The following is a 25,812-nucleotide window of genomic DNA, read 5'->3' as shown; positions in this document are numbered from 1 at the left end:
TCTATGCGAACTGGGCGCGGCCGGCATCGGCGATGCGCCGGGTATTGCGGGCGGTCTGCTCGGTGGCCACGACGATCCGCATCGTGGCGTTGCCGACTCCCAGGCCGCCGACCGCGTGGCCGCTGAAGGTGCCGGCGAGGGTGAGCTTCTCCTGGATGACCTCGCCGATGCGCGACAGGCGGTCTTCAAGCTCGTCGACGGGGAAGCCCGGCCGACTGCGAGGCGGACCGCCTGATCGTGTCGCCGCTGTACGGTCGGCCTTGGCCTTGGCCAGAGCGGCCTCGAGTTCCTTGCGGGCCGATTCGAGCTCCGCGACGGCCTTGGCCACTTCGTCGCTGTTGGTGGCCTTCGTGATGGCGTCGGCCAGCTTGCTCTCGAGTTCCTCCATCGCCTCGGCATGGCGCTGGTCGGCCTCGGCCTGGTCTTTGGCGCGCTGCTGCTCGATCTGATGACGTTTGGCCTCGAGGCCCGCGCCGGCATCCTTGCCGCGCTGCTCGGCAGATTGCTTGATCAGTTCCTTGGTGGCCCGTCGCAGCTCGGCCTTCTGCTCGTCGGTCAGTTGGTCATCGGGGACGCCGAAGATCTCTGAAGCCTTGAAGTTGTCGACCATCGCGCCCGCCAGCCAGTCGATCAATCGGTGGAAGACGCCTTGCGCCCAGGACTGCATCTGCGTCCCGGCCTGCTGGGCGGCGGCCTTGCCGATGATCAGCGCATCTTCCAGCGTTTTGCGAATTCGTTCGCCGATGATCTGCATCGAGGCCAGCAGGCCCTCCCAGCCGACGTGCCAGATCGCCGTCACCGCAGCCACACCCTTTTGCCATTCCACCTGGATGGCCAGCCAAAGCACCTTGGCCGCCAGCGCCAGATCACCGGCAACCAGTGCATCGCGCAGGCCGTCGAGCACTTCTGCGAATCGCCAGCGCAGCGAACCGAACTGATCGCCGAGCCACTGGAGAACCTGTCCCATGAAGGCCGATCGCCTGGCCAGCACGATGCCCAGTGTCGTGACGCCGGCGATGATCAGGCCGATCGGCGACAACACGGCACCGAGCAGCCCGGTCACCGTCACCGCGGTGCCCTTGACGACGGCCAGCGCCTTGGCGATGCCGCCGATGGCAATCGCCGCGAGCGATGCCGCAGCACCGAAGCCGACCAGCGCAGCGCCGGCGGCGATGGTGGCCGCAGCGATCTTCGCGGCGCGCAGCACCAGCTCGCGGTTCTGCTTGATCCACCGGGCGATGTTGACTGCGACGCGCGTAACGGCATTCGCCAGGTCGATGACTTCCGGCGCCAGGGCTGCGCCGACCGCGACCGAGACCTGCTTGATCACCCGCCAGGTGGTGTGCAGCGTGTCGTTGAGCAGGGCTGCCTGCCGGGCGGTCTGCGTCGACATCGTCAGGCCCAGCGCCCGGGCCTCGCGCTGCATGCGATTGATCCCCGCCGCGCCATCTTCCAAGAGCGGCAACAGCCGCGTGCCCGAGCGGCCGAAGATCTCCATCGCCAGGGCGGCCCGCCGCGTCGGGTCGGCGATGCCGCTCAATCGATCGGCGATCAGCTTGAACTGCGCCTTGGGCGACATCGCCGCGACGGCGTGGGCGCTAAGCCCGAGGTCGGCCAGGGCATCGGCCGCGGCCGCCGACCCGCCGGCGGCCTCGGTGATCGTCTTCTGCATCTTGCGAATGCCGTTCTCCAGCGTCTCGATGTCCGCGCCCGACAGGTCGGCGGCGAACCCCAGTTCGGAGAGGGCCTCGACGCTGACACCAGTCCGGATCGACATCTTGTCGAGTTGGTCACCAAAATCTGAAAACGTCTTGATGCTGGCTACGAACGGCGCGATGGCCGCCGCGCCGATGGCGACCATGCGCAGGCCGATAGCTCGCAGCCCGGCCCCAAAGGCCGCCAACTGCTGCTGGGCGCGCTTCAATCCGGCCGAGAACTTGTCCTGCATTCCCAGTTCGATGAACGCTCGCCCGGCTCGAATGCCTGTTGCTGCTGACACTGCCATCCCCTATCTTGTCCCCGCGTCGAGGCAGGGACAGGTATGTGCACACCCCGATTCAAGCTCGACCAAATTCCCGAATTGGCGTCGCGATACGCTGACGACGATCATGCCGTCGAGCAAATCGGGCGACGCGCCAAAGTGGCTCGCCGGTATTGCCGCGAAGATTTTCTTGCCGTATGCAATTGGAAATCGGCGCGTAGCCAGTCTCGGTGCCAACGCAATTCTTCGCAGGACGTTTCCGATATCACGCATGTCGCATTGACGACTCCGAATGAGAAGCTTCGCATAGGGGCGTTGATGTGCCTGGTGGGGGTCGCATGGCCGACAGCATCCGTACTGCTTCACTTCGCCCATTCGGCTCCGTATCCCAAATTGGACGTGCGAGCGCTGTGGTTGTTGGAAGTTGAAAAGCCGTCCAACTACACGTTCGAGTTCTGGTGGAAGTATGTCGAGACGTGCCGGTCGCTCGCGCACATTGCAAATGTGGACATGAGGACACTGGACCGAGCGCTTTGGCAGTATTCCCGTGAAAATCAAGCAAAGATCTCCTGATTCTTAGGATTTCACGCTGCCGCGCCACAGGGCCGGCAGCTTGTGATTTTCCTTGTCCAGCGCCGGAGCCATGTACGGCTTGGCTTTCACCTGCACGACCACGCGCTGGTTGCCCTTGATCCGCCGTCGCCGACGGGCGCGCCGGCCCAGCACGTACTGCCCGCCGAACTCCAGCACGCGCATCAACATCCGCTCTTCGCCAGCGCCGGCGCCGCCGGCGCGAACCGGGCCGGCCAGCGATGTCTGGCTCGAGCGGTCCCAGGCGGACCGCACGCTGCGCTTCAGCCAGGCCGACTCCATCCGCGGCGGCTGACCCGGCGGGGCAAGGCCCTCGCGGTCCGGCATGCTCTGCTGCGCTGAATCGCGGATCAGGTCGGCCGAGCGACCGAGCACCTGCCGCTTAGCGCGATCGACAGCGCGGTGAACCCTTTGCGCTTCGAGCCGCAGTCCTTTGATACGCAGGGTGAACATGGTCTGTACCTTGCCCCACCGGCGGCACGTCGGGTTTGGGGGTCCGCGGCGGCGGCTTCATGTCGTAAGGGGAGGCCCGCACGGTGCCGCAAATGTGACAGTGGCCGTTCTGCTTGATCCGCGCCATCTCGCGGCGATGGCTAAGCACGAGCATCATGGCCATGAGCACGACCTGACCGATCGGCACGGCATCGGTGCGCGAGTACTCGATGCCGGTCCAGCCGTGTGCGTCGACCTGATTGGTCAGGTTGCCCTGGCCGGATTGCTGCGCGGCTTGCGCCGTCGCGTGCGACTCATCTGCCGCCGGCGCTGAAGTAGTCGGCGACGACGGCGCCGAATGCTGCATCGACTGCTGCGCGGTCGAGCCGAGGCAGCCGGCGATGAGCGCAAGGCAGCACGCCACCATGAGTGTGCCGAACCGGTTCATGGCGACTCCTGGCGGTGGTCGGCGTCGAACGGCTCCTCGCGGTAGTTTGCATCCGCCGGCTGCGGCGATGCTTCCGGCGTGGCACTCTGCGTCGCGCTCTGCGCGGAAGGGCTGCCCTGCGTCCGGTCACCGCCCGCGCTGGACACCTGCAACTGGCCGGCGATGCCATCGACGCCGACGCTGGCCCGGCCCTTCAGGCCTGTCACCCACATACCCTCGAACTCAACCACGTATCGCGGGTTGATCCCCTGGGCCCCGGCCTGCACCGTCAGTTGCTCAACCCCCTGTGACAGGCCCTGCCGGACCGCCGGAATGATCGCTTGATCGGCCAGCTTCTCGGCGAACTGCTCGACCGGCGGCTTGGCGTTGAGCGCTGCGCATCCGGCAACGCAGTTGACCACCAGGCACAACAGACTCGCCAGCATCATCATCCGTGACTTCATGTGTGTATCCTCCTTTGGGGAAGGCCGTAGGCTGTAGGCGGTAGGCTGTAGGAAAGACATTCGCATCACAGCGCCGCGCCTACTGCCTGTCGCCTCTTTTCCTACCGCCTACGGCCTATCGCCTACCGCCTATTCTCCTATCGCCTATTGCCTTTCAAAAAGACGTCTTTCAATACACCGATGCCAACCTTCACCGGCCTGCTGCGCCGGGCGAACGGGTCAAAATCCCGCGGCTTGAAGCTGCATCGCTTCTTTGGGTCGCGGTGGGCGTTGGCGATCAGGGCCATCAGCGATGACATCCTGACCCACTCATCGCGCGCCCGGCCCTCGGCCATGCGGCTCAACTCGGCGAGGGTGAAGCCGCCGGGCTGGACGCCGACGATTCCCGCGCATTGCCAGACAAGCTCCCAGCACTGGCCAGCGCTTGGGCCACCACCTGATCCACGTCCAGGCTCTCGAGCCGTGCATGAATCGCGTCCCGCGCCTTGTTCATGGCCTCGTTCGTCGCCGTCAGCACCTGCCGAAGGTTCGCCCGATCGATCGGGCTGGGGAAAAAATCCACCAGGTCCTCCAACAGCGCTGCCGATGCCTGCTCGATGGCGTTGCCGGCCATCGCCCGGCCGAACTCCTCGTCGTTGACGCTGCGACCATCGGCCTCCGGTTTGCAGATGGCATAGACCACGTCGCACAGCAGGATCGGGTCGAGGCTCAAGCGCTCGATCAGCTTGCCCTCGATGACCTGCATCAGGTCGATGCCCAAGAGCGCCCGCACGCGCTTGATCGCGTCGACCGTCACCGCCAGGGTCCAGACGCGGTTCTGATTGTCAGTAAACGTCTTCATTCGAATGTGGCCTCCCTGCTTGCGATGCGCACGCCTACTTGCGGCCCGTCACTTGAAGGCGAATCAACTCCCGCCGCCGCCACCACCGCCGCCTTCCGGCTCGATCCAGCTCGGCGGCGTGGCCGAATAGGTTGGCTTGGCCGTCACCGAGACGGTGATGACTTCCTCCAGCGGCTCGTTGCGCGTGAAGCTCATCACCTGGAAGTCGGCCTGAAGTCCCTCGCCGTCGTTGGCGTCGAGGACCTGAAGCCCGACCATCTCACGGTTGAGGAACGAGTCGCGCATGGCGGCGAAGCCTGCGTCGGCCGTGTCCCACACCATCTCGAACTCGACGGCGGCGTCCTGTATCGCGAGCAACACCGCCCGCCAACCACCGCTGCCGCGTCGCGTCGCGTCGGCTTCGCTGCCTTCCAGATTCAGCGTCACGTCCCGCACGTTGGGCATCTCGGTCCAACTGCCGCCGCCCGCCTGGCCGCCGGCCTTGAACTTGATGACCGCATCCAATCCCAGCTTCACGCCCATGTGTCACCTCGCTGCTATGGCGCACTCGTGCCCGCGATCAAAACCTTGTCGCCGCCGGCGCCCTTGAACTCCAACTGGGCCAGGTCGATCTCTTCGAGCGTCACGCCGACGCCCGCCGGCCAGTCGGCCACGTGCTCGTCATCGCCGCCGACCCGGACCTGCATGTCCTGCTGGTTGGCGGGGAAAGCGGTGATGGTGCAGTCGGAGATCAACCGGCTCGGCGCTGCGGCGGCGAATGTCTCGTCCAGTTCTATACTGATCAGGATGATGTTGCGCATCGCCGGTTACTTACCTCCCTCTTCGTACTGCACGGTCAGCGGAAATCCCGCGAACGGATCGACCGGCGCGCCGTCCAGCGAGAACAGCACCGGCCCGCTGGAGTAGTAGGTGACCGACGGAGGCTGCTCGGTCGTCGGCGTGCTGGAGACGTGGTTACTAATGATGGCTATGTCGTTGGTGATCGCGCCGCTGTGAAAACCGATCCGGTAGGTCGGTCCACTGTAGGCGAACACGGCGAACTCGTGGCCCGGCAAGTTCTCACCAGGGACGCCGCGCAGGGGCTGGTCGAAGGTAATCTCCAGTTCGGCATCGCCGGGCCGATAGTGGGCAGCGATCGGCTGCGGCTTGTTGGTCGTCGAGAAGCCGGCACTGAATGCCGCGACCGATACACCCTCGCCGGACCGAATATAACTGATATCGTCAGGTGTATAGATCACGCCATCGGGCGCACCCGGCGCTGCGGCAGTGTCGTACATCATCACCAGGAACATTGTGCTCAGTGGGGACGAGTAGACCGAATCGACGCCGTAGAGCCGGCCATCGTGGAAAACCTGAACGTCTACATCGCCGACCGCCTCGACCGCTTCGCTGAAGTTCAGAACAAGCCAGAGCGAGTGCGGCTGCCAATAGGCGCTGACCAGAGTCGGCCCGGCCGGCGCTGCTTCATGTGGCGCCACCACGGCGCACGCATTGCCGCTGGTGACCAGCAGCCGGTCGCCCGTCGCGCCGCGCACCTCGATCCGCGACAGGTCGACATCCGTAAGCGGCGCAGAGATGCCGGCCGCCCAGGGGTGCGAACCGGCCGCGCCCTCGACGCGAACCTCGGCTGGCGCGGTGTTGCCCCGCGGCGCCGCCAACGTCGCGGTTATCACCTGCCGCGTGGCGCTCAAGCGCTGCCAATCGCCGGTCAGCTCACAGGTGCGCATGTGGATCGGCCGCATCGTTTATCTCCGCACCCGATAGGTGACCGTCAAAATGCTGGTGAACGCCCGGTGCTGGTCGAGGTGCTCCAGGGCGACGACTGGCTCGTTGGCGATGGAGACGAACGCCGCTTCGGGCGCTGTCACCAGGCGCTTCTGCCGCAGGTGGTCGGCGATCCGCTCGACAAGACTCACCAGCCCATCGATGTCAGCGTTGCCATCGAGCTTCTTCTGCACGCCGATGTCGATGGCGCAGTCGAAGTAACCCGTGGCTCGCGTGGCGTTGGTCATCTCCAGTGACCGCGGCACGACGCTGACCTGGAGCGTTGCCAGGTCGGCCAGCTCGAAGGTCGGCTGGTAGCGCCGAACCGCGCCCAGCGGCGGGTCGAACGCCCCGGCGTTCAGACTGGCGACGACGGCGTCGGCGATGGCGAGGATGGTGCTCACGGCTTTCGCTCCAACAGGCGGTCCAGCTTGGACTCAATCCGCACCAGCATCTGTTCGACGACGCCGATCCGCGTCTCGTGCACCGCGATCTGCGATTCGTGGCGCAGGAGCATGCCCCCGGACGCCAGCGTCAGGATCAAGAGCACGGTGCACAGGACTCCCAGCAGCCAGGCCAGCTTCTGGCGGGCATTGCCGTTGACCGGTGGTTTTTCGACTTGCATCGTTCACTCCGTCGCCACGTGCTTCGTGTGAATCCGCAGCGTCCGTCGATACGGGTCGCTGTACCGAAACGGCGGCTCACCGCCCGGGGCCATGACCTCGTAGACGAAGGTCTTTTCACCGTCGCCCTCGCGGATGCGGTCGCCGGCGACGGGCAGCGCCGGCTCGCCGCCGAGGACCAGGTCGGCCGCCCGCACCAGAAAATCCCGCGACTGCGTCCGGTGGATCACGCCGAAGTGGTCGGCCTGCTCGAACTCGGTCCGCCCGATCGTCGCCGCCAGCTCGACCGATTGATTGCCGCGCTGGTAGGTCACCATGCGCGACAGATGTCGGTGTCGTTGCGCATCCAGCCAGGCAAGCCCGCGTTCGATGAGATCCACGGCATCACGCAGATCACTGATTCATCCGAACCCGAACCGTCGCATCGCCGTCGGCCGCGGCCTTGACGCACTTGCCGATCAACTTGTTGCCCGAGGCGGTGGTGGTGGCCACGTTGTTGGTGTCATCCCAATAGACATTGGCCCCAGCGCTGATCGCCGTGCCGCCGCCAGTGACCTTGGCGAAATCGAAGATGCCTTCGACCGCCAGGGCCCCCAGCGCGTTGGCCGCGATCGGCGTCTTGGCCACGCCAACCAGCTCGCCGATTACGACGACCTCGCCGGCGGCGATGTTGCCGCCCGGGGTGTAATCAATCGCCGCGCCGTCGTGGACAAACGTAGCTTGTGCCATGTGAACCTCCGGTTCGAGTTGCGAATGTCGAATGGCAAATAGCGAATGGGCTGCAACAGTCCGACGTTTTTCGCTATTCGCACTTCGCTACGGGTCCTTCTCCCTACGCCTCTCCCTTGGCCTTCACGCCCGCCCGCGGCTCCTGAAGCGCCACGCCGAAGTCGTGATAGCCGCGCATCTGGATGCCCAGCACGTTGAAGTCCGCCTCGGCCGACTCGATGGTCGGCGCCTCCTGGCCGTTGAGGAACGCGACCTCGATCACCGCAAGGTCGCCCGGATCGGCCAGCAGATACCACGCTTTGTCGGAGAAACCGGTGTACTGCGCGTTGGACAGGTACCGGCTGACCTCGGCGCGGAACTTCGCGGCGTGCGGGTTGGCCACCGGGTACTTCACGCTGGCGGTGTTGTCCCGAATCTCCAGGCTCTTGAAGAGCATCGTGCCCATCGCCGACAGCGACGGCGGCACCAGCAGGATCGCCGGCATGATGCCCACCGGCTTGCCCTCGGCATCGACCTGATTCATGAAGGCCACTTCGGCCAGGGTCAGGCCGGTGATGCCCAGAGCCGTGTCAGCGCCGGTCAAATAGTTGTTGCGGCCGGCGGTGAAGAAGGCAGCGTTGTTCAGGAACATCGCCCAAAAGACGTCGTTGATCTTCAGGCCGCTGCCACGCCCCAGCTTGCGCGGTACGGTGGTAATGGCGCCGAGGTCATCGTTGATGATGTCCCTCCGGTCGATGGTGAGGATCAGGCCGTAGGTGTCGGCCTTGTTGGTGTAGGTCTCCTCGCCGAGGGTGCCGTGCTTCAGCTCGCCGCCGGGTGCGACTTTTTCGTACTGGTCGCGGCCGACGAGGCGATAGCTGGTGACGGTCTTGAAGTCGCTGACATTGCGGATGGCGCAGATGTTCCGCCAGGTCCGCTCGACGGAGAAGAAGCCCTCCAGCAGGAACTTGTTGGTGACATTCGACAAAATGCCGCCGATGTCGATGGTCGAAAAGCCCGCCTGAAGGGCATGCCCATGGCGCAACGTGTCGAGGCTGTGGCCGAAGGCGTGGCGCAGGACGGCCTGGCTGTCGCGGAAGTTGCGGCCGCTGTAGCCGTTGGCCCAGGCGGCTTCGAGCAGAAGCTCCTGCAAACCGATGCCGCCGCGGAATCGCCGGGTCGCGGCATCGAGCGCCCTTTCGTCGGCATGCTCCTCGATGTGCTCAATCTTGGCGGTCAACAGGCAGGCGGCTTCGAGGACGCTTCCGTTCATGGTGTTGTCGACGGCGTGGACGGCCGGCGCCCGGGGGCGCGAGGCCCGCAGGACCTCCAGCTCGCAGCGATCTTGCGTCCAGCCTTCGGCGATAGCCCGCTCCTCAAGGTCGGGATGGCGGCCGGCGCAGATGCGACGAATGGCGGCGAGGCGCTTGGTCTCGGCTAGGGCCTGAGCCCGCAGCTCGGCGACGGGCGCATGTTGGCCATTGAGCGGGGCCGTAGTCGAATTGGCACCCGTCTCCTGTGCATCGGACGGCGCCGCGCGCGACGGCCCGTCCGTCGGCTCGTCCTGGGTCGGTGTGACCGGGGTATCGTTCGGTTCATCCATGACATCTGTCTCCTTGCCAGTGCCGTTGCCGGCGGCCTGCGGTTGATTGGCCTGCGATGCCGCGATGGTCGCGGCGGTATTCGTGTCGGCGCCGAGGTCGACGAAGCTGATCTCGCCCAGCACCGTCCGCCGGGCGACATAGACCGGCCCTTCGAAGGTGTGGCCGTTGACCGTCACCGACTTGCCGGCCCTCACGAATTCGGCCCGGGCGACCTGGGCGCCGATGGACGCCTGCCACGGAAAGCCGCGCTTGCCGCTGGCGACGACCTCGCGGGCTGCCGGCGTGTCGCGCGAGACGATGCCTTCGGCGATCAGTCGCCCGGCCTCGACGCTGATCCGCTCGGTGTGCCCCACGCCCTGGTACATGCTGTGTCCGAATCGCACCGGGCGGCGCTGCGACGGGATTGAAAGACCTTCGAGGTCCACGACCACTGGGAACCGCCAGCCCTCGATCCGCATGGCGTCTCCGGTGTAGGCGATCATCGTGAAATGCGGCGGCGCCTGGCTGTCGCCCTCGGCCGCAAGCGCCACCAGCGAGATGTCGCCCGGTGTGCAGCGCAGCTCGAGCCGATCGGGAAACGATTCGGTCGCCTCACTCGCCGGGAGCGAGTGCGTCTTCCGTGACATCGCTTGTTTCCTCCGTGTCGTCTTCGTCTTCTGCTACAGACTGCGGACTGCGGCCTACAGACTGGTCCAGCGTCAATCCCAATTCGCGCATCAGCGAAATCTCGCGCGCCCGCTGCCGCAGCTCGGTCTCCCAATCCAGTCCGGACCGGGCGAACTCGGCAGCCAGCGTCGTCGTGTTGCTGTTCAGCCGCGTCGCCTGGGCGTTGGCCTCCTTGGCCGGATCGACGTGCTCGAATCCATCCCAGAACCACTGGTGGGGGAACTCGGCATCGAGCGTGCGCACCGATTGCGGCAGGTAGCCCTCGATCAGCACGGCCTCGTTCAGCCACGCCTTGAGAATGCGGTCGAGCACGATGTCGGCGAGATGCCGCTGGTCGATGCGAATGGACTTGAAGAACGCCTGGTGATCCAGCCGGCCCGAGGCGTAGTTGTAGCCCGACGAATTGCCAGCCGCGATGTTGAACGGCATGTTCAGGCAGCGGGCGATCTCATTGATCACCTCGTGTTTGAAGTCGCTGTAGACCGTCGTCGGCTGCTCGGCCTTGATCTGGCCGATCTTCCAGCCGAAGGGCATGGTCATCCACGTGCCGCGGTCCATCTCGACGGCGTCCATCGGTTCTACGGACGAGGCCTCGGCGTCAGCGGCCGCGTCGGTGTAGATCACGCCCGAAGGCAGCGCCGCCATCTCGGCGGCGCCGAGCACCGCCAGCGTGTAGCGCCGAAGCGTGGCGAACAGCGGCAGGGCCGGAGTGATCTCCGGGATGCCGCGCGATTGGCCAGGCCGCTCGGCGCGGAACAGGTGAATCACCGACTCGGCCGGCTGGATGTCGAACTCGACGCCGGCGGCCTTCCACGCCGTGTTGTCGCCGGGGTGCTGCCGCAGAATGCAGTAGGCAACGGCGTTGCCGAACTCGTCGAAGGTGATGCCGTCGAGGGTGGTACCGGCGTCTCGCCGGTGACTGGCGGTTGGCGCCGACCAGGGCGCGCAGACCTGATCGGCTTCGATCGGCCGCACGTCGAGTTGCACGGGCGCATCGACAAGTGTATTCGTCGCCAGCAGGGCGAAGACCTCGCCGCTTTCGCATTGGGCGATTCGCATGGTTCGCAGCTTGTGGGCCAGGCCGATCGCCTTGGCCCAGCGGGCGAACTCCTTCTCGATGACGCGGTTTGCCTCGGGGTCACCGGTCAACATCTGCAATCGAGGACCGGTGCCGACGACGTAGTTCGCAAGGGTCAGTACAATGCCCTTGGCATAGCTGTTGTTGGCGACTTCGTACCGCGCCCGGCAGCGCAAGGTGCGGCGCACCTCGGCGCTGGCCGCCGCGTTGGCAGAAAGGTGATCGGCGTTGGCCCAGTGCCGGCGGTTCTCGTGCGTCGACTGCGCGGCGTCATACTTGCCGCGGATGAAGCGAACGCCGCCGTCTCTGGGCGGCATGGAGGCGCGCCCAAGAAGCAAATTGACAGCGGCAAGCAGCGAATGTCTCCATCCGCCGCGTCGAGCCAGGTTGTGAGCTTCGTTCTTCATTCGCTATTCACTATTCGCACTTCCCTTTACACCGCTCCCGGCGGCGAGACCCGCGTCATCCGCACGCCCAACCCCTTCTTCGCCGCCTCGTTCGACGCCAAGTAGCGATCCGCCTCGATCTGATCCTTCAGATCGTGCTGCTCCACGCTGCCCGCATCGCCTTGGGCGCGCTTGGGGCCCGCGGCGTTCTCGCGGATGGCGTCGGTGATCGTCGGATCGTCCGGCATCGAAAATCTCCACTTGCGGGAGCAGGACTCGAACCTGCAACATCCGGGCTATGAACCCGACGCGCTGCCATTGCGCCATCCCGCCATACCGGCCGGGTCTTCCGCAAGGCGAGGCCAAACAAAAACGCCACGCAGGGATGCAGCCCTGCATGGCGTGGCAATGTCTGAATCGCGAATCAGCGGGGATCAGCCGCCGACCGCTCGCCTCCGGGAAGCCCCGGCCTGGTTGTCTATGAGATACTTACGTCGCCGGCGGACAAGGTGCAACACGAAAATCGAATGGGCATTACTTCATTACACATATAGACCATACTCGCTCGGTTGCAGTGATAAGACTTCTACCGCTCCGCCGCCGCGCGGCGCCACATACTGGCGCCTTCGATTGCAGGAATGGGGGCGGATTGCATCCGGCTGCAACCATTGCAGCAGCGGCGTGCGATGCGGCGACGCGCTTCCAGCCGCGACTCCGCGCGAAGACCTGCTACCGTCCGCACAACCATCGCGGGGCACTCTATAGCCGCATACTCAAAACATCGGCCGGCCTCACATGGGCCAGGTCAGTCCCAACTCTGCCAGCTTCTGCCGGGCGGCGTGGTATTGCTCGAGGCCGGTCGCTTCGCAATTAGGCCCCCAGCACTGCTCCATCGCCCACTCGAAGTACAGGTCCCAGCACTCGGCCTCGGTCAGTTCCGCGCAGGGCGACTGGCTGTCGGACGATTCGCTTTCGCTTGATGACTCCGACGAATCACCACCACCCTCGCCGCCCATTATTGACTCGCCGCCACCCTCGCCGCCGCCCATCAGCGACTCGCCCTCGTCGCAGCAGTCGTCCTCGTCGAGGTCGTCGCAGGTCTCCAGCGCGATCTCGCATTCGTCCGGCACGCCGTTCTCGTTGGCGTCGCAGCTCGTCTCATCGGCGATGTCGCACTCGTCTGGCACGTCATTGTCGTTACAGTCGTAGCTGCCGAACGGCGGCGGCAGGGCCAGGTCGCACTCATCGGGCAGGCCGTTGGCGTTGCAGTCAGCGCTGACGTGCTCGTCGCCGTCCGGGTCAAGCGGATCAAGATCGCAATCATCCGGCACGCCGTTTTCATTGCAGTCGATTTCGCATTCATCGGGGATGCCGTTTTCGTTGCAATCGGGGCTGACCCATTCATCGCCGTCGGGGTCTTCGGCGTTGACATCACAATCATCGGGCACGCCGTTGGCGTTGCAATCGCGTTCGCACTCGTCGGGGATGCCGTTCGCGTTGCAGTCGGTGCTCTCTTCCTCCGAGATGTCCCATGCATCGGGAATCTGGTTCAGGTTGCAATCCGGCTCGCAGTCATCGGGAATGTCGTTGCTGTTGACATCCGTGCTGGCTTCCGCCGCGATGTCGCACTCGTCGGGCATCTGATTATGGTTGCAATCCTGGCTGCGGCCAAAGGCGATGTCATTCGAATCCGGAATGCCGTTGGCATTGCAGTCGGCCAGTTCGCGCGGCGCAGGTTCGCACTCCGCGCTGCCAAACACCAGCGCCATGAAGTCCTTGATATCGAGCCCGTTGACGTAGCCGTCGGAGTTGCAGTCGGCCCGGCAAAACCACGTCGGCAGGTCCACGCAGGCGGTTGGATTGACGCCGCCCGCCAGCAGCGCATCGACGAACAGCGGCACGTCATCAAGCGTCACCGTCTCGCTGCCGTCCATGTCGCCCTTGCAGCAGTCGCCCAGCGCGACTTGATAGTCCCCGAAGCCGGGCGGGAGAATTGTGAAATAAACTTTCTCCCCGGCATTCTCCGGATCGGGGTTATCCGTCACGATCCGGGACCAGACGCCGACCACTTCATCATCCGCCGTGTAGGCGACCGTGTGTTGACGACTGGCTGCGAGGCGGCGAATGCCGTTGCCGGAATCGAATGTCGAGGCCTGCTGATTGAAGCGGAACTTCCTTCCGAGCGGCCGATCGTGTTCGAAGAATTGCGCGTAAATGTCTTGCAGGCCGGTCAGGCTTCCGGTGACGTTCCATGCTACGATGTATCGGCCGTTGCCCGCGCGGCTTAGCGCGACGGTGGGACTGGCCTCCATGCCGAAGTTCGGCTGCAAATCGTAGTCGTGGTCGACGAGGATTTGTTCGCCGACTTTTTCAGGTTCCGAGGCACCGCCGTCCCAGAACAGGCGCCGGGCAAAGATGCGCGTCGGCGGCGTCTCGTCGCAAATGGTTGAAGTCGGGCCGAGCCAGACGACCACGATGTTGCCGCTGGAGTCGAACGAGACGGCGGGTGTCGTCTGGGAGGTATTTTCTGGGTCCGCATCTGTATCATTCACGATGACGACATCACCAACGAGATCACCGGTGGGATCGAACAACTGGAGAGCGATATTAAACGGCGGGTCCGCCTCTTCTTCGACTTCCGCCTTCGACCAGCATATCGCAAAATACCCATCATCTCGCATGGCCATGCATGGCGTCCATTGCAGGACGCGCGCCCAGCAGAAATCGCTGCACGCCTCAACGTGGTTGAGCGCATTGATCGGCGCGACCGTAAACACCAATCCATTGTTCGCGGAGCTGGTTTGATTCTGTTGAGACCAGCTTACGCCGGCGGTTTCGGTGACACCGTCGGAGACGCCCGCGCTGGGACCGTAGCGATTCTGATTGGCGTTCGGCGCGGTGATCCGCGGCCACGTCGAGGGCGAATCATCAAACAGCAACGCGGCGGCGTGCAGCGTGCCTGGCGCGTTCAATGCTGTAGTAAAGGCTGAACAGCCAACCTGCGATAGCCATGTCACGAGGACGAAACCATCTCGGGACATCGCGAGAGAAGGCGCGAAGTGCCATGTCGAGCATTGTGCCGTCGGCCCGGTATAGATTTCGGAGACATATTGCGGGCCGAAGTCTTCCTCGTCCTCGATGCAGGTCCCGTCGATCTGGAACCGCGACAGATAGATGCGATTGCCTGCATAGGTTCCGCTGAGAGTCGTAATGTTGTTGCGCCAGCCGACGAGGAATCTCGCCGGGCCTTCTTCGGGCTGATCGACCGCCACCGTGGCGTCCATGCCGGTCGCCAAGCCGCCGCTGCCGCCGAAGGCCGGACCTTCCAGCACCGTGAGCTCGCCGTGTACATGTTCATCCGGCGCGCCGGGGCAGGTCGGTTGCGCGTTTGCCGCTGCTGCACACGCGAGAAAGACCGATATCGAAATCATCAATTCGCGCAGGATCCCCGTGGATGATTGCATGGTTTTTCTCTCCGGTTGCTCACGACCGCGTCAACGGCGCGTCTTGAGCCTCGTGAGCGTCAAGGCCAACGCGCCCAATACCAACAGGACTGATGATGGTTCGGGAACCGTCCAGAGTTCAAAAGCTACGTTTGCACCCGTGCTAGTTCGTCTCCAGTCATTCACATTAGGGTTCAAGAAGGCGTATGGCGTTTGGTTGCCGAGCGAGTATTCCCAACGATAATGGCTGTTAATATCTGCAAGCTGTACAATTTCCATCCAATATTGCACGCCTGCCAACATGTCGAACGGCGTCATCAGATCAACTTCAAACCGCTGTTCGATCGGGGCCAACGGAAGTGGTATAACGGCGCCTGTCGGAATCCGAAGCGGATCGACAATGCTCTCTTCAAACAGGATTACACCGGGCAGCCCATCGCCCGGCCGTGAATCGTAAAACCGAATCCGCATCGTCTGCGTCGTCGGGGGCTGTGTTGATCCGGTAAAGGTACCGCCATAAAAACCAAACCACTTAATTCGACCGATCGTCGCGTCCTGGCCAAGAATGATGTCGTCGGCAACTTGTTGCCAGATCGAGTTTCCGCCGTCGTCGATGAAACTCGTATCTGCGCCTGGCCCGCCCACCGGGTGTCTGGGTTGGTTAAAGACCATCACCTGCCCCATAGCCGCGGCCGGCCCTGGTAGCTGTTGCCACGACCCCGGCACGGCCGCCGGGCCAAACAGCGCGCACAGCGCCGCCGCACCGATCGCCACGCTCGATATTCGCCGGTAACCCGTCATGGCCCGCGGCCCTCGCGCCCCCAACTTCGCATGTTGTCCCCCGCGCCTGGCCCGACTCGCCGATATACATCCTACTTCAACCCCCCAGCCCCAGTCAACCACATTCTGCCTCGTGTCCGTCGCTGTCACCGGCCGAGCTATTGCGCCCTTCCAATCGCCGTTGGACGCCATTACCGCCGCCTGGGTCCATGTTCCACGGGGCATATCGGTCGGGGCCGTGCTGCTCCTGCGATTGCGCTCGGGCAACTTCAATCGCCGCTATCAAGACGCGCATGTTAATGCGCCCGCTCCGTCGTCGTAATCCGATGCCCGCAATTTCGACACTCGCGACGGCGGCGCAAGGCGCCACCCCATGTCTTGCGCGTGTAGATCACGCGGAGATGGGCGCAGCCGCACTTGGCGCAGACGAGGCCGCGCTGCTCCTCGGGCTTCTCATTGGGTTTGGGCGGGTTCGCGTTCATCGCCTAGCCCCTTGCAATTCAGACAGCTTGATTCGTGCGCGCGGCGCAGGCCGGGCGTCGGTGCCGAAGAGGACTGCGCCCTGAATCGACGCGGCGACGGCGCAGCCGACGAGGCAGTCGAGCCAGTGGTTGTCCGCGCCATCGATGCGGAGCTTCCATTCATCGACCGTGCGGCCGCGGCCCTGGGTCTTCACGCGATACTCGCTGGTCAGGTGATCGGCGAGCAGGCGATGCTGATCGCCGGGCGAGACGCCCGCACTACCCGCGCGCCCAAACAGCGACAGGCAGCCGGGGTCGCCCATCGGCACGGAGAGCCGGGCGTGGACGAAGCTTTTCCAGAAATTCGTATCGAACACGACATGCCGCGTGGCCCGCTTGCCAGTGATGACTGGGATGCGCCAGTTCAACCCGACGCGGTCCCCGCGCTTGCGCTTGTACTCGCTGAACGGAATCGACGATGCCCCGACGTAACGCCCATGCGACGGCATGACAACGCTGGCGAACTTCGACTGCCGGCAGAATTGATACACCACATCCGACGTGCTGCCCCAGTTGGCGTCGATCAGGCAGCGGTCGATCCGCACCATCGCGCCATCATCCCGCCGCCACTCGCGGCCCAGCAGCGCATCGGTGGCGCGCTCCAGCCCGGCGTAGATCGCCCCCTCCAGGCCTCCGCGCGGCGAGGCGCTGGTCAGCGTGCGGCGGATGTCGCGCAGCGTAAAGTACGCCTCGTGCTGCTGCGGCTCGGTGCCGTAGTCGATGACGTAGCCGGTGAAGTCGTCCTCCCATGCGGCCACAAGCCAAAACAGGGCCTTGCCCTGCACGTCGATGAACATGGTGACGTGGCTGCACCCGATGGGCACCTCGCCGCGGCGCAGGCCGTTGTCCTTCGCGGCGATCTGGTCGGCGGTCAGCAGGTCGTCGTCAGCCTTCTCCTCCGGCAGCGGCTCGTTCTGATACTCGGCCCAGAACGCCGCCTCGCCCCGATCGAGCTTCAGGTTCATCGCGTGCTGAATGGCCGACAGCTCGTCGGGATGGTGCCGCTGCGGCCAGGCGACATCCGCGCCCTCGTCCATCGCCGCGCGATGGGTGTGATAGAAATCCGTCGCATCGGCGATGCCGCGATCAGCGCGCATGCCCTCTCGCCACAGCTCGGCGTACTTTGCCCACAGCGCTTCGTTCGTCGGGAACGAATAGACCATTTTCGTCCGCTCGCCCTGCCATTGCGGATGCTTGTCGCGGTCGAGGATGCGGTCGGCGAGATCGTCGGGGCGGACGACCGTCAGCGTCATCAACCCGGCGATTTTGCGTCCGGGTCCGGCCAGGCCGAGGATCGCGCCGGCCAGGATGCGCTCGCGCGTGGCGCACTGACTCGGCGACCGCGCCGACTCATCCGTCTGCGGATCGTCGATCAGGACCAGCGACGGCCGGATGCTGCTGCCGTCGACCCGTTTGTGCTTCATGCCGCGGATGCGGCCGGTGATGCCGGCGACGCGGATGATGCCGCCCGCGGCCTTCGAGCTGGGGATCGTCGGCAGTACGATCTCGCGAGCTGTCCAGCCGATGTGCGTCTGCTTGCCGAGGCAGAGCTGCCCGCCAGCGCGCTGGTGAATGCCCTCCAGCGCCCGGATCGGGAAGACCACCTCCGGGAAATCCTCCAGCATCAGGTCGTTGTTCTCCAGCTCGGCCTTGATCGACTCGAGCATGTTGGCGGCGTGCTCCTCGTCGCTGCCGATCAGGGCGACGAATTCGCGGTGGCCATAGACCAGCGCCCACAGGCAGGCCATCTCGCAGAGCGACGTCTTGCCGCTGCCGCGCGGCATGGCCATTGCGAACAGCCCGCCCTCCAGCACCGCCAGCTCGATCTTGGCGATGACCTTCAGGTGGTCGGGCGACCAGGACAGGTGGAACGTCTGCGGGAAGTACTGCTCGCAGAAGAATCGAAAGTCGCGCGCCGCGCGGGCCTTTCGCTCGGCATTCACCACCGCCGGCAGCTCGCCGATGTCCCGGCCGAGCAGGGCCATCTCGCGGTTGCGCTGGGCGGCCCGATCGCGGTGGGCCTCGTAGCCAGCGAGGCCCTGCGGCTCGGGCTTGGGCCGGTGCCGCTCGATGACCAGCCACGCTGCGTAGCGCAGCAGGTCGATGCAGCGGGCATCGCCGGCCGACGTGATCCGCAGACCCGCGCGGGTGCGATGCCGATGCAACTGCCGCTCGGCGATGACTTCGCCCAGTGGCGTGCTGTTCAGCAGCCGGCACAGCTCGCCCGGTCGGAGTTTGCGGGGGTCAATCATGCGAGCCTCCGGCTCGAAGGCGTTAGGCGATAGGCGATAGGCCGTAGGCCATGCGGCGTGTTGCTTGCGCTCGGTTTCATTCCCGGCTTCTCCTACGGCCTACGGCCTATGGTCTACCGCCTGCTCTTTCACCAGCCACGCGGCGTAGTGAATCAAATTGATCGTGCCATCGGCGTTGGCCGGCGCGCCGGCGTCGACGTCTGACTGGATCATCTCGGCGGTCACCAACTGCCCTCCGGCGGCGGTGAGCAAACGAGCGGCGTCGGCGATGGACAGGGCCGAGGGGTTGAGCCTGTTAGGCTGGGCAAGGTCGGCCGTGGCCATCACGCCGCCCTCCGCCGGGCAGGCAGGCCTGTTGCCTGTGTCATACCTATGACATGCCGCCCCCGGCGCGCCTGGGCCGCCATTACAGGCAAGGGGTGTGCCTGACCGGGCCAATCTTGCCGCCCGGGCCGTTGAAAGATTCTGCACATTCCGGCCGGAATTGTGGCCCCACCGGCTTGATGTCTGCGCGCCGTTTTGCCCTCATGTGGTTGTACGCATGGGGCGTACCACAGCGAGGACGAACGATGAAGACCCAGCGCGACAACGTACAAACGAAGTTGGATGGCAAGAAGGTACTGTTGATTCGAGGCCGCCATCGCTACCAGGCGGGCCGCGTCCTGAAGCGCCAGGCCTTCACCGCCCGCGGGCGGCTGACGCTGACGATCCGAAGCACCAGCCGCTGGGCACGGCAGCGCTACCTGTTCGTCACGCCAAACCAGGTCGAGTGCATCGACTAGGAAACCCGCATGCCGCCGCGGCGCGGCAGGAAGGACCAGCGAACCATGATGACCCACAAATTCAAAGGAACCAGAATCTACCGCGACGCCGCCGAGATGCTCGAGTCGCTCCAATTCACCAAGATCGAACGCCGCAGCCTCTCGACCGGGGGCGCGTGGGTGACCGGCACCATCGCCGACTACCGCTTCGAGGCGCTGGTCTTCGAGGAGCACGCCACGAGCGCCGGCTTCGAGTTGGGCGAAAGCCGCATCTCGAAGCTGTGGATCGAACAGGTCAGCGACCGCCGGATGGTCGCCTGCTTCGACCGCGGCTGGGACATGCTTCCGGCACACCCGCGCGTCGGCCAGGTGGTCAACCTGCTGTCGGCGGGCCTGGCGGAGACCATTTTTGGCAAGTGAACAACGACTACACCGCCGCGTCGCGTGGATGCGGCCGGATGTAGTCTTTGCAAACAGGAGATTCCAGCCATGCAGCAGAATGATGAGCGTATCTCGATGGAGCGCGCCAATGAGATCGGTGCCGGGCGCGTGCGCGTGGTGCCCGACGACGTCGAGCCCCGTCTGTGGCGCATCGAGGCAGACGGGCTGCCGGATGAGCCGGGCGGGGTCCTCGTCATGGAACCCATGACCGAGGCCCAGTTCCGAACGCTTCTGGAGGAGTTCGAGGGGCCCGTCGCACAAGACGAAGGGGCCGCTCCAACGTTGCTCGATGCCGCCGAGGCGCTGCTCGAGGCGCGCGAACACCAGATGGTGACGCGCGTGGAGTGGGATGCGCTGCGCAGTGCGGTTCAGCGGGCGCGCACAGCGAGGACGGCGTGAGGGCCGCGCGACGCGGCCAATACGAACACCGAGACTGACGCCGCGTTGGCGTCGGCAAACGAAGAGCGACTTGAACAGGAGAACGACATGAGCAGCAAAGCGAAGAAGGCCGGCGAGGCCACGAAGAAGGGTGTCACCAAGTCCAAGGCGCAGGTCGCCAGCGCCAAGGCGGGACCAGCGAAGGCCAGCAGCTCGGCGAAGCCGGGCGTGTCGAAGTCGACCACATCGAAGCCCAAGGCGGCGAAGGCCGGCAGCGCTGCCAAGCCGAAGCGCGTCAGCGCGTTGGATGCCGCCGCGCAGGTGTTGAAGGCGGCTGGTAAACCCATGCGGTCGGGCGAGTTGATCCAGATGATGTCGGACAAGGGCCTGTGGACGTCGCCGGGCGGCAAGACGCCCGAGGCCACGCTCTACGCCGCCATGATGCGCGAGGCCCGCGACAAAAAGGCCGAATCGCGCTTCAAGAAGATTGATCGCGGCCAGTTCGCCTTCAACGGCTGACGCGACACCCATCATTGTCCCACCCTCAACGCCTCGCTGCCGCGCGAGGCGTTGCTCCGGGCTGAAAGACGAACTGGCCCTCGTGCCGTTGACAAACGGTTGTTTCCTAGCCAGACTCTCTGCGAAACGCTCGCTTCCTAGCGACCGGCCCTTGGAAAGGACCGCTTCCCAGCCATGCCGCGCCAGACCGGCCAATATCAAGTCACCACCCTTCGCAACGAGCAGGTCCGCGCATTCATACCGCGCCCACTGCCGCCGGCTCGGCCTCCGATGACGGTCGACGGCGAAATCGCCGAATCGCACGCCACAGCGCAGACCGCACTGGCCCGGCTGGGCGTCGCCGCCGCGATGGTTCCCAGCATGGACTGGTTCCTTTACGGCTTCGTCCGCAAGGAGGCTGTGCTCACCTCCCAGATCGAGGGCACGCAGGCAACGCTGCGCGATGTGTTGACCTTCGAGGCGACTCGGCAGGCCAGCCGGCCCGACGATGTCGAGGAGGTCTGCAATTACGTCGAGGCGCTCACCTACGCTCGCAAGCAACTGGCCAGCCCGAAGGGGCTGCCGTTGAGTACGCGGCTGTTGTGCAGCGCTCATCGCATTCTCATGCGCGGCGCACGCGGGGCGACCAAGCAGCCAGGCGAAATCCGCCGCTCGCAGAACTGGATCGGCGGATCGCGACCGGGCAACGCCCGCTTCGTGCCGCCGCCACCGGAGGCAGTTCCCGGCACGCTGGCGGCGCTGGAGCGATGGCTTCACGGCAAGGATCGTCTGCCGCCGCTGGTGCGCGCCGGCCTGGCCCATGTGCAGTTCGAGACGATCCACCCGTTCCTGGATGGCAACGGGCGCATCGGCCGCCTGCTGATCGCGCTGCTGCTTGAGCACTGGGGCCTGCTCGACCAGCCACTGTTGTATGTCAGTGTGGCGTTTCGCCGGCGACAACGCGAATACTACGCTCGTCTCGCGAGTGTTCGGACCGAGGGCGACTGGGAAGGGTGGACGACGTTTTTCCTCGACTGTGTGCGCGAGGCTGCCGACGACGGCGTGCGCGTTGCCCAGGCGCTGCACGCGTTGCTCGGGCGCGACCGCGAACGGCTTGTCGGTCACAAACGAGCGACGGTCGCGGCCGTTCAGTTGCTTGATCAACTTCCGACGCATCCGCTGTTGACTGTGCCGCGCGCCGCCGAGGTGCTGCGGTTGACGGCACCGCCGGTTCGCAAGGCGATGGAGCTGCTTCAGCGCCTCGGCATCCTGCGCGAGACGTCGGGCAAGCAACGCGATCGGGTGTATGCGTACCATGAATACCTCCGCATCCTGACGGGCGACGATGCCTGATCAGGCCGTTGCCGCCGGGTCCAGTGAACGCCGCTTTGCCTTCCCTGCCTGCCGGCTGGCATGGCGCCCCGTGAACTTCTCCCACCGCTGCACGATCACATCGCAATACAGCGGGTCGAGTTCCATCAGGAATGCCCGACGCCCGGTCTGCTCGGCGGCGATCAGAGTCGAGCCACTGCCGCCGAACAGGTCGAGTACGTTCTCGCCGGGACGCGACGAATACTGATTCGCCCGGACGGCCAGCTCGACCGGCTTCTCGGTCAGGTGGATCATCGACTGCGGGTTGACCTTCTTGATGCTCCAGACATCCGGCACGTTGTTCGGGCCGAGGTACACGTGCGCAGCGCCCTCGCGCCAGCCGTAAAAGCACCACTCGTGGTTCCCCATGAAGTCCTTGCGCGTGAGCACCGGATGCTCCTTGACCCAGATGATCGCCTGCGAGAAGTACAGTTCGCACGCCTTGAGCACCGGTGGGTAGTTGGCGCAGTTCGCGTAGCCGCCCCAGATGTAGAAGCCCCGCCCGGGCGCGAGCACGCGGGTGATGTTGCCGAACCACGCATTTAGCAATCTATCGAACTCATCGTCGCTGACGAAGTCATTGGCCAGCGGCCGGTCCTTGGCCCGCAACTTCTTCGTCGTCGCCTTCTTCGGCCCCTGTCGGGCGACATCGAACCCTTGATGGTGGGTGAGCTTCTTGTCGCGTCGGGCAGCATCGGTCGAAGGGAACGAAGACATGCCGGCGGCGATGGCGTTGTTCGAACGCGGCTCGACCTTCACGTTGTACGGCGGGTCGGTGTTGACCAAGTGAATCGCCGCGCCGTCGAGCAACCGATCGACGTCGGCCGTCGACGCACTGTCGCCACAGAGCAAGCGATGCTCGCCGAGCACCCACAGATCGCCGGGCTGGGTGATGGCGTTGTCCGGCGGCTCGGGCACGTCGTCGGGATCAGTCAGGCCCGACTTGATTTCGCTGCCCAGCAGCTTGGCCAGCTCGTCGGCGTCGAAGCCCAGCAGCGACCAGTCGATTCCGGCATCTTTGAGTTCGCCCAGCTCGATGTTCAGCAGTTCGAGGTTCCACTCGGCCAGTTCGGCGGTCTTGTTGTCGGCGATGCGGTAGGCCCGAATCTGCTCGGGCGTCATGTCGCGGGCGACATGGACCGGCACCTTGTCCAGGCCGAGCTTCTGCGCAGCGCGCCACCGCGTGTGCCCGCAGACAATGACGCCCTCGCCGTCCACCACGATCGGCTGGCGGAACCCGAACCGCTGAATCGACTCGGCGACAGCATCGACCGCCGCATCGTTGATCCGCGGATTCTTCTCATACGGTTTGATCCGGCCCAGCGGCCGCTGTTCGATCTTCATGCCTGAACCTCCCTGTCGAGTCGTTGCATCCATCGCATGTCATTCACCGCGTTGTGTTAGTCGAATGTCTTGGATCGCATTGCAGCCCTTGCAGGTCGTGCACCGCGTTGCTTTCGTTGCATGGCGTTTGCCGCCTTGCGATTGGCCGTTCCAGGCGACCCGTCGCGTTGTGGCGCGATGGAGCCAGATTGCCGACACTCGGTCCAACCGCCGGCGCCGCGTCGCCCCTGGGCCAACGGGGGCCGCCCCGTGGCCGCCCGGCGCGACGTGGCCGACGCCGATGCCCACCGGCCCCATGCGTTGCGGCGCGACGTCGCCCAACGGCCTGACCGGCCGCTTCGCCGAGTCGGACAAGCGCAACAAACTGTGTCCTGGTTCGGACTTGACCACGCGGCCCAAGAACTGCCAATCTGGCAGGTAGGACCCAAACCTCGTGCGCAAACCTGAAGCGCGCGCGCTTCGGGTTCGCGGGTCGCCGCGAAGTTGCGGCGCACCCGCAGGGGGGGTATGGGGGGGTGCGCGCGCTTCGGGTTTACCGCTAACATTTTTCGAAGCGCGCGCGAACTTTGAGCGCTTCGACTTCGCTCGCGCTTCGGGTTCTGCCTCATAGCGACACCTCCTTGTCACGCTTCGCAAACCCCACTGGCCCGCCTTGGCCGGGGAGCTTGATGCGCTGGATCAGCCCGCGATGCTCGGCGATGTCGAGGAAGTCGCTGACCCGCCGCCAGGAAAGCCCGGGCTTGCCGGTCGCCCGCTCGCGAATCTCCGACCTGGTTGCAGGCTGCTCCGACAGGAATTCCTCGACGAATCGCTCGACGCTCCATGCCGGCGGCTCGGGCATCACTTCCTCGGCCGGTTTGGCTCGCTTGGCCTTCTCGCTGCGCAGCATCGCCGGGTCGAGGTCCGGCGCTGACTTCCACAGCGGGAACAACCAGCGCAGGGCCATCGGTTCGACCGGCGGCCACGACCGAACCGCCGCTTCGAGCACCACCGCGCCGGGCTGCTCGTGCGGCCGAAGGACCAGATGCGTGTCGGTCGCGCGGCTCTGGCTGCCAGCGCCCGCGCCAACGTCGGTGACCGACTTGGCCGACTGATTGCCCTTGGTCGCGTGATGGATCAGCACGAACGAGCAGCCCACCCGGTCGGCCAGGGCATCGACGTGGTTGTAGATGCCGGCCATCGTGCCGTTGTCGTTCTCGTCCATGTCGCGCGGCATGAAGCGATAGAAGGCATCGAGCACGACGAGCGCGTAGGTGCCCGGCTCGACGGACTCGAAGTACTTCCCCAGCGAGAAGATGTCGCGGAGCTGGCCGCGCAGGCTCTGCACGCTGATCGTCTCGGCGATCTCGTTCATGCCGATATGGAGGCACTCGGCGACCTGCGGGATGCGGTGGGCCAGTGTCTCGGGGTGCAGTTCGTTGTCGATGATCAGCACGCGCCCGGGCACGGTCTCGAACGCGTCGAGCCAATGGCGGCCGGTGGCAACGGCCATCGCCAGGGCCAGCACGAGCCATGATTTGCCGGTCTTCGGCGACGCGATCACGTTCATCGTCTCGCCGCGTCGCAGCAGGCCGTGGATGACCGGCGCCCGCAGCATTCGATGCGTGGCCATCAACTCGCGCACGCTCAACGGCGCGGGTTGGGCCGGTGGGCCGTGATCCTGCGCCCAATGGTCCTCGGTCAGCGCCACCGAGACGGCGTCGGGTTCATAGCGGGCGATGCTCGACGCGATGCGCTCGACTTCGGGCAGGGCCAGCGGCGGCGCGCAGCGGTCAGCGTTGACCTGCTGGAGCGCAGCGAGTATCTCGGCCTGCGACATGCCCACGCGGCGCATGGCGCCGCCCAACCGAGCCATCGTGCCGTTGCGCTGACCCTTTGGAATCGCGTTGCCCGGCGTGGCCTGCGCGACAGCGCTGTTCGATCCCGCCAGCGCGTCGAGCATGTCGATCAACCACGCGGGCGGCTCCGGCAGGCGGTGCGGCGCGACGGCCAGCCCGCGCTCGTTAGCCCAGCGGTAGGCCCGGCCTTCGACGACCGATGGAGCTATCAGCACGTAGCCGCCGTTGGCTCGCGTGTCGACGCGCGGTGCGAGCCGGCTGGTCGAATTGCGCCACGCACGTCCCTCGGGCTGACGGAAGATGTAGTGCCGCCCGCCGCGCGGCGTGAGTGACAGCGGCGCGACGTCGAGTTCAGCAAGCTTCGCGGGCTCGTCGGTGAGCCAGGTATTGCCCTCGCCGTCAACGTCGATGATGACCAGGCCGTCGGTTCGGATGGCGATGTTCGAGCGGGGATGCTGCATCCACCAGGCCGCGATCTGCTCGGCGTCGGTCGTGGCATCGAGCAGGCCATGTTCGGTCAGCGGCGTTTTGCGCCCGGGCGCGCAGGGAAAGACCGCGTAGCCGAGTTCGGCGTACCACCGTGCAGCCTGGAGCATCGCGTTGTCGGATTCCACGGCCTG

The 25,812-nt window shown here is 65.3% G+C and carries 28 protein-coding genes and 1 tRNA gene; 5 read left to right on the top strand and 24 right to left on the bottom strand.

Going from position 1 to position 25,812, the window contains the following annotated elements; all coding sequences use genetic code 11:
* Position 1 precedes the first annotated feature (1 nt).
* From HRU71_12950 to HRU71_12845, 22 genes are all read right to left on the bottom strand, one after another.
* Positions 2-1,948, bottom strand: a complete 1,947-nt coding sequence (locus HRU71_12950) for a phage tail tape measure protein (protein QOJ04339.1) — start codon at positions 1,946-1,948, stop codon at positions 2-4.
* A gap of 609 nt (positions 1,949-2,557) precedes the next feature.
* Positions 2,558-2,947: a hypothetical protein gene (locus HRU71_12945; protein ID QOJ04338.1), complete on the bottom strand. Its 390-nt coding sequence runs from the start codon at positions 2,945-2,947 to the stop codon at positions 2,558-2,560.
* Positions 2,948-2,954: 7 nt separating this feature from the next.
* Positions 2,955-3,452, bottom strand: coding sequence for a hypothetical protein (locus HRU71_12940; GenBank protein ID QOJ04337.1), 498 nt, complete (start codon positions 3,450-3,452; stop codon positions 2,955-2,957).
* Entirely contained in the window at positions 3,449-3,895 is a 447-nt protein-coding gene (locus tag HRU71_12935; GenBank protein ID QOJ04336.1) for a hypothetical protein, read from the bottom strand. The genes HRU71_12940 and HRU71_12935 overlap by 4 nt, the downstream gene beginning before the upstream one ends.
* A 137-nt stretch (positions 3,896-4,032) precedes the next feature.
* A complete protein-coding gene (locus HRU71_12930) occupies positions 4,033-4,182 on the bottom strand; it encodes a hypothetical protein (GenBank protein QOJ04335.1) in 150 nt (49 codons plus the stop codon).
* A 53-nt stretch (positions 4,183-4,235) separates the two neighbouring features.
* A complete protein-coding gene (locus tag HRU71_12925) occupies positions 4,236-4,736 on the bottom strand; it encodes a hypothetical protein (GenBank protein ID QOJ04334.1) in 501 nt (166 codons plus the stop codon).
* 63 nt (positions 4,737-4,799) lie between these two features.
* On the bottom strand, positions 4,800-5,258 hold the full coding sequence (locus HRU71_12920; protein ID QOJ04333.1) for a hypothetical protein: 459 nt from the start codon (positions 5,256-5,258) through the stop codon (positions 4,800-4,802).
* A 14-nt stretch (positions 5,259-5,272) separates the two neighbouring features.
* On the bottom strand, positions 5,273-5,536 hold the full coding sequence (locus HRU71_12915; protein ID QOJ04332.1) for a hypothetical protein: 264 nt from the start codon (positions 5,534-5,536) through the stop codon (positions 5,273-5,275).
* A gap of 6 nt (positions 5,537-5,542) precedes the next feature.
* Positions 5,543-6,478, bottom strand: a complete 936-nt coding sequence (locus HRU71_12910) for a hypothetical protein (protein QOJ04331.1) — start codon at positions 6,476-6,478, stop codon at positions 5,543-5,545.
* A 3-nt stretch (positions 6,479-6,481) separates the two neighbouring features.
* Positions 6,482-6,904: a hypothetical protein gene (locus HRU71_12905; GenBank protein ID QOJ04330.1), complete on the bottom strand. Its 423-nt coding sequence runs from the start codon at positions 6,902-6,904 to the stop codon at positions 6,482-6,484.
* Positions 6,901-7,125, bottom strand: coding sequence for a hypothetical protein (locus HRU71_12900; GenBank protein QOJ04329.1), 225 nt, complete (start codon positions 7,123-7,125; stop codon positions 6,901-6,903). Before HRU71_12900 ends, HRU71_12905 begins: the two co-directional genes overlap by 4 nt.
* Before the next feature lie 3 nt (positions 7,126-7,128).
* The gene (locus HRU71_12895; GenBank protein ID QOJ04328.1) at positions 7,129-7,503 is read right to left on the bottom strand and encodes a hypothetical protein; all 375 of its coding nucleotides are present in this window, start codon (positions 7,501-7,503) and stop codon (positions 7,129-7,131) included.
* 13 nt (positions 7,504-7,516) lie between these two features.
* Positions 7,517-7,852, bottom strand: a complete 336-nt coding sequence (locus tag HRU71_12890; protein QOJ04327.1) for a DUF2190 family protein — start codon at positions 7,850-7,852, stop codon at positions 7,517-7,519.
* 103 nt (positions 7,853-7,955) lie between these two features.
* On the bottom strand, positions 7,956-10,061 hold the full coding sequence (locus HRU71_12885) for a hypothetical protein (GenBank protein QOJ04326.1): 2,106 nt from the start codon (positions 10,059-10,061) through the stop codon (positions 7,956-7,958).
* Positions 10,027-11,496, bottom strand: coding sequence for a phage portal protein (locus HRU71_12880; GenBank protein QOJ04325.1), 1,470 nt, complete (start codon positions 11,494-11,496; stop codon positions 10,027-10,029). The genes HRU71_12885 and HRU71_12880 overlap by 35 nt, the downstream gene beginning before the upstream one ends.
* 116 nt (positions 11,497-11,612) lie before the next feature.
* Positions 11,613-11,813 (bottom strand): hypothetical protein, encoded by a 201-nt coding sequence (locus HRU71_12875; protein QOJ04324.1) that lies wholly within the window; start codon positions 11,811-11,813, stop codon positions 11,613-11,615.
* A 13-nt stretch (positions 11,814-11,826) separates the two neighbouring features.
* Positions 11,827-11,899, bottom strand: a tRNA-Met gene (locus tag HRU71_12870).
* 457 nt (positions 11,900-12,356) lie between these two features.
* On the bottom strand, positions 12,357-15,029 hold the full coding sequence (locus HRU71_12865; protein ID QOJ04323.1) for a hypothetical protein: 2,673 nt from the start codon (positions 15,027-15,029) through the stop codon (positions 12,357-12,359).
* A 30-nt stretch (positions 15,030-15,059) separates the two neighbouring features.
* Complete coding sequence (locus tag HRU71_12860; GenBank protein ID QOJ04322.1) at positions 15,060-15,782, bottom strand: PEP-CTERM sorting domain-containing protein; 723 nt, start codon at positions 15,780-15,782, stop codon at positions 15,060-15,062.
* Between the two features lie 302 nt (positions 15,783-16,084).
* Positions 16,085-16,270 (bottom strand): hypothetical protein, encoded by a 186-nt coding sequence (locus tag HRU71_12855; protein QOJ04321.1) that lies wholly within the window; start codon positions 16,268-16,270, stop codon positions 16,085-16,087.
* Complete coding sequence (locus HRU71_12850; protein ID QOJ04320.1) at positions 16,267-18,561, bottom strand: phage terminase large subunit family protein; 2,295 nt, start codon at positions 18,559-18,561, stop codon at positions 16,267-16,269. Before HRU71_12850 ends, HRU71_12855 begins: the two co-directional genes overlap by 4 nt.
* A gap of 99 nt (positions 18,562-18,660) precedes the next feature.
* Positions 18,661-18,885, bottom strand: coding sequence for a hypothetical protein (locus HRU71_12845; GenBank protein ID QOJ04319.1), 225 nt, complete (start codon positions 18,883-18,885; stop codon positions 18,661-18,663).
* A gap of 245 nt (positions 18,886-19,130) precedes the next feature.
* Here HRU71_12845 and HRU71_12840 point away from each other — a divergent pair, with 245 nt between their 5' ends.
* From HRU71_12840 to HRU71_12820, 5 genes are all read left to right on the top strand, one after another.
* On the top strand, positions 19,131-19,343 hold the full coding sequence (locus HRU71_12840; protein ID QOJ04318.1) for a hypothetical protein: 213 nt from the start codon (positions 19,131-19,133) through the stop codon (positions 19,341-19,343).
* A 9-nt stretch (positions 19,344-19,352) separates the two neighbouring features.
* Positions 19,353-19,742, top strand: a complete 390-nt coding sequence (locus HRU71_12835; GenBank protein ID QOJ04317.1) for a hypothetical protein — start codon at positions 19,353-19,355, stop codon at positions 19,740-19,742.
* Positions 19,743-19,811: 69 nt separating this feature from the next.
* Complete coding sequence (locus tag HRU71_12830) at positions 19,812-20,162, top strand: hypothetical protein (protein ID QOJ04316.1); 351 nt, start codon at positions 19,812-19,814, stop codon at positions 20,160-20,162.
* An 87-nt stretch (positions 20,163-20,249) separates the two neighbouring features.
* Entirely contained in the window at positions 20,250-20,660 is a 411-nt protein-coding gene (locus tag HRU71_12825; GenBank protein ID QOJ04315.1) for a hypothetical protein, read from the top strand.
* Between the two features lie 174 nt (positions 20,661-20,834).
* A complete protein-coding gene (locus HRU71_12820; protein ID QOJ04314.1) occupies positions 20,835-21,992 on the top strand; it encodes a Fic family protein in 1,158 nt (385 codons plus the stop codon).
* On the opposite strand, the gene HRU71_12815 is transcribed toward HRU71_12820, so the two are convergent.
* Both HRU71_12815 and HRU71_12810 read right to left on the bottom strand, forming a co-directional pair.
* The gene (locus HRU71_12815; protein QOJ04313.1) at positions 21,993-23,354 is read right to left on the bottom strand and encodes a ParB N-terminal domain-containing protein; all 1,362 of its coding nucleotides are present in this window, start codon (positions 23,352-23,354) and stop codon (positions 21,993-21,995) included. It abuts the gene before it with no gap.
* Positions 23,355-23,958: 604 nt separating this feature from the next.
* A complete protein-coding gene (locus tag HRU71_12810) occupies positions 23,959-25,806 on the bottom strand; it encodes a bifunctional DNA primase/polymerase (GenBank protein ID QOJ04312.1) in 1,848 nt (615 codons plus the stop codon).
* Positions 25,807-25,812: the final 6 nt, after the last annotated feature.

The sequence above is a fragment of the Planctomycetia bacterium genome, from assembly GCA_015200345.1.
In the GTDB taxonomy this organism is placed as follows: Bacteria; Planctomycetota; Phycisphaerae; order UBA1845; family UTPLA1; genus PLA3.
This window is presented reverse-complemented; position numbering and strand designations above follow the sequence as displayed.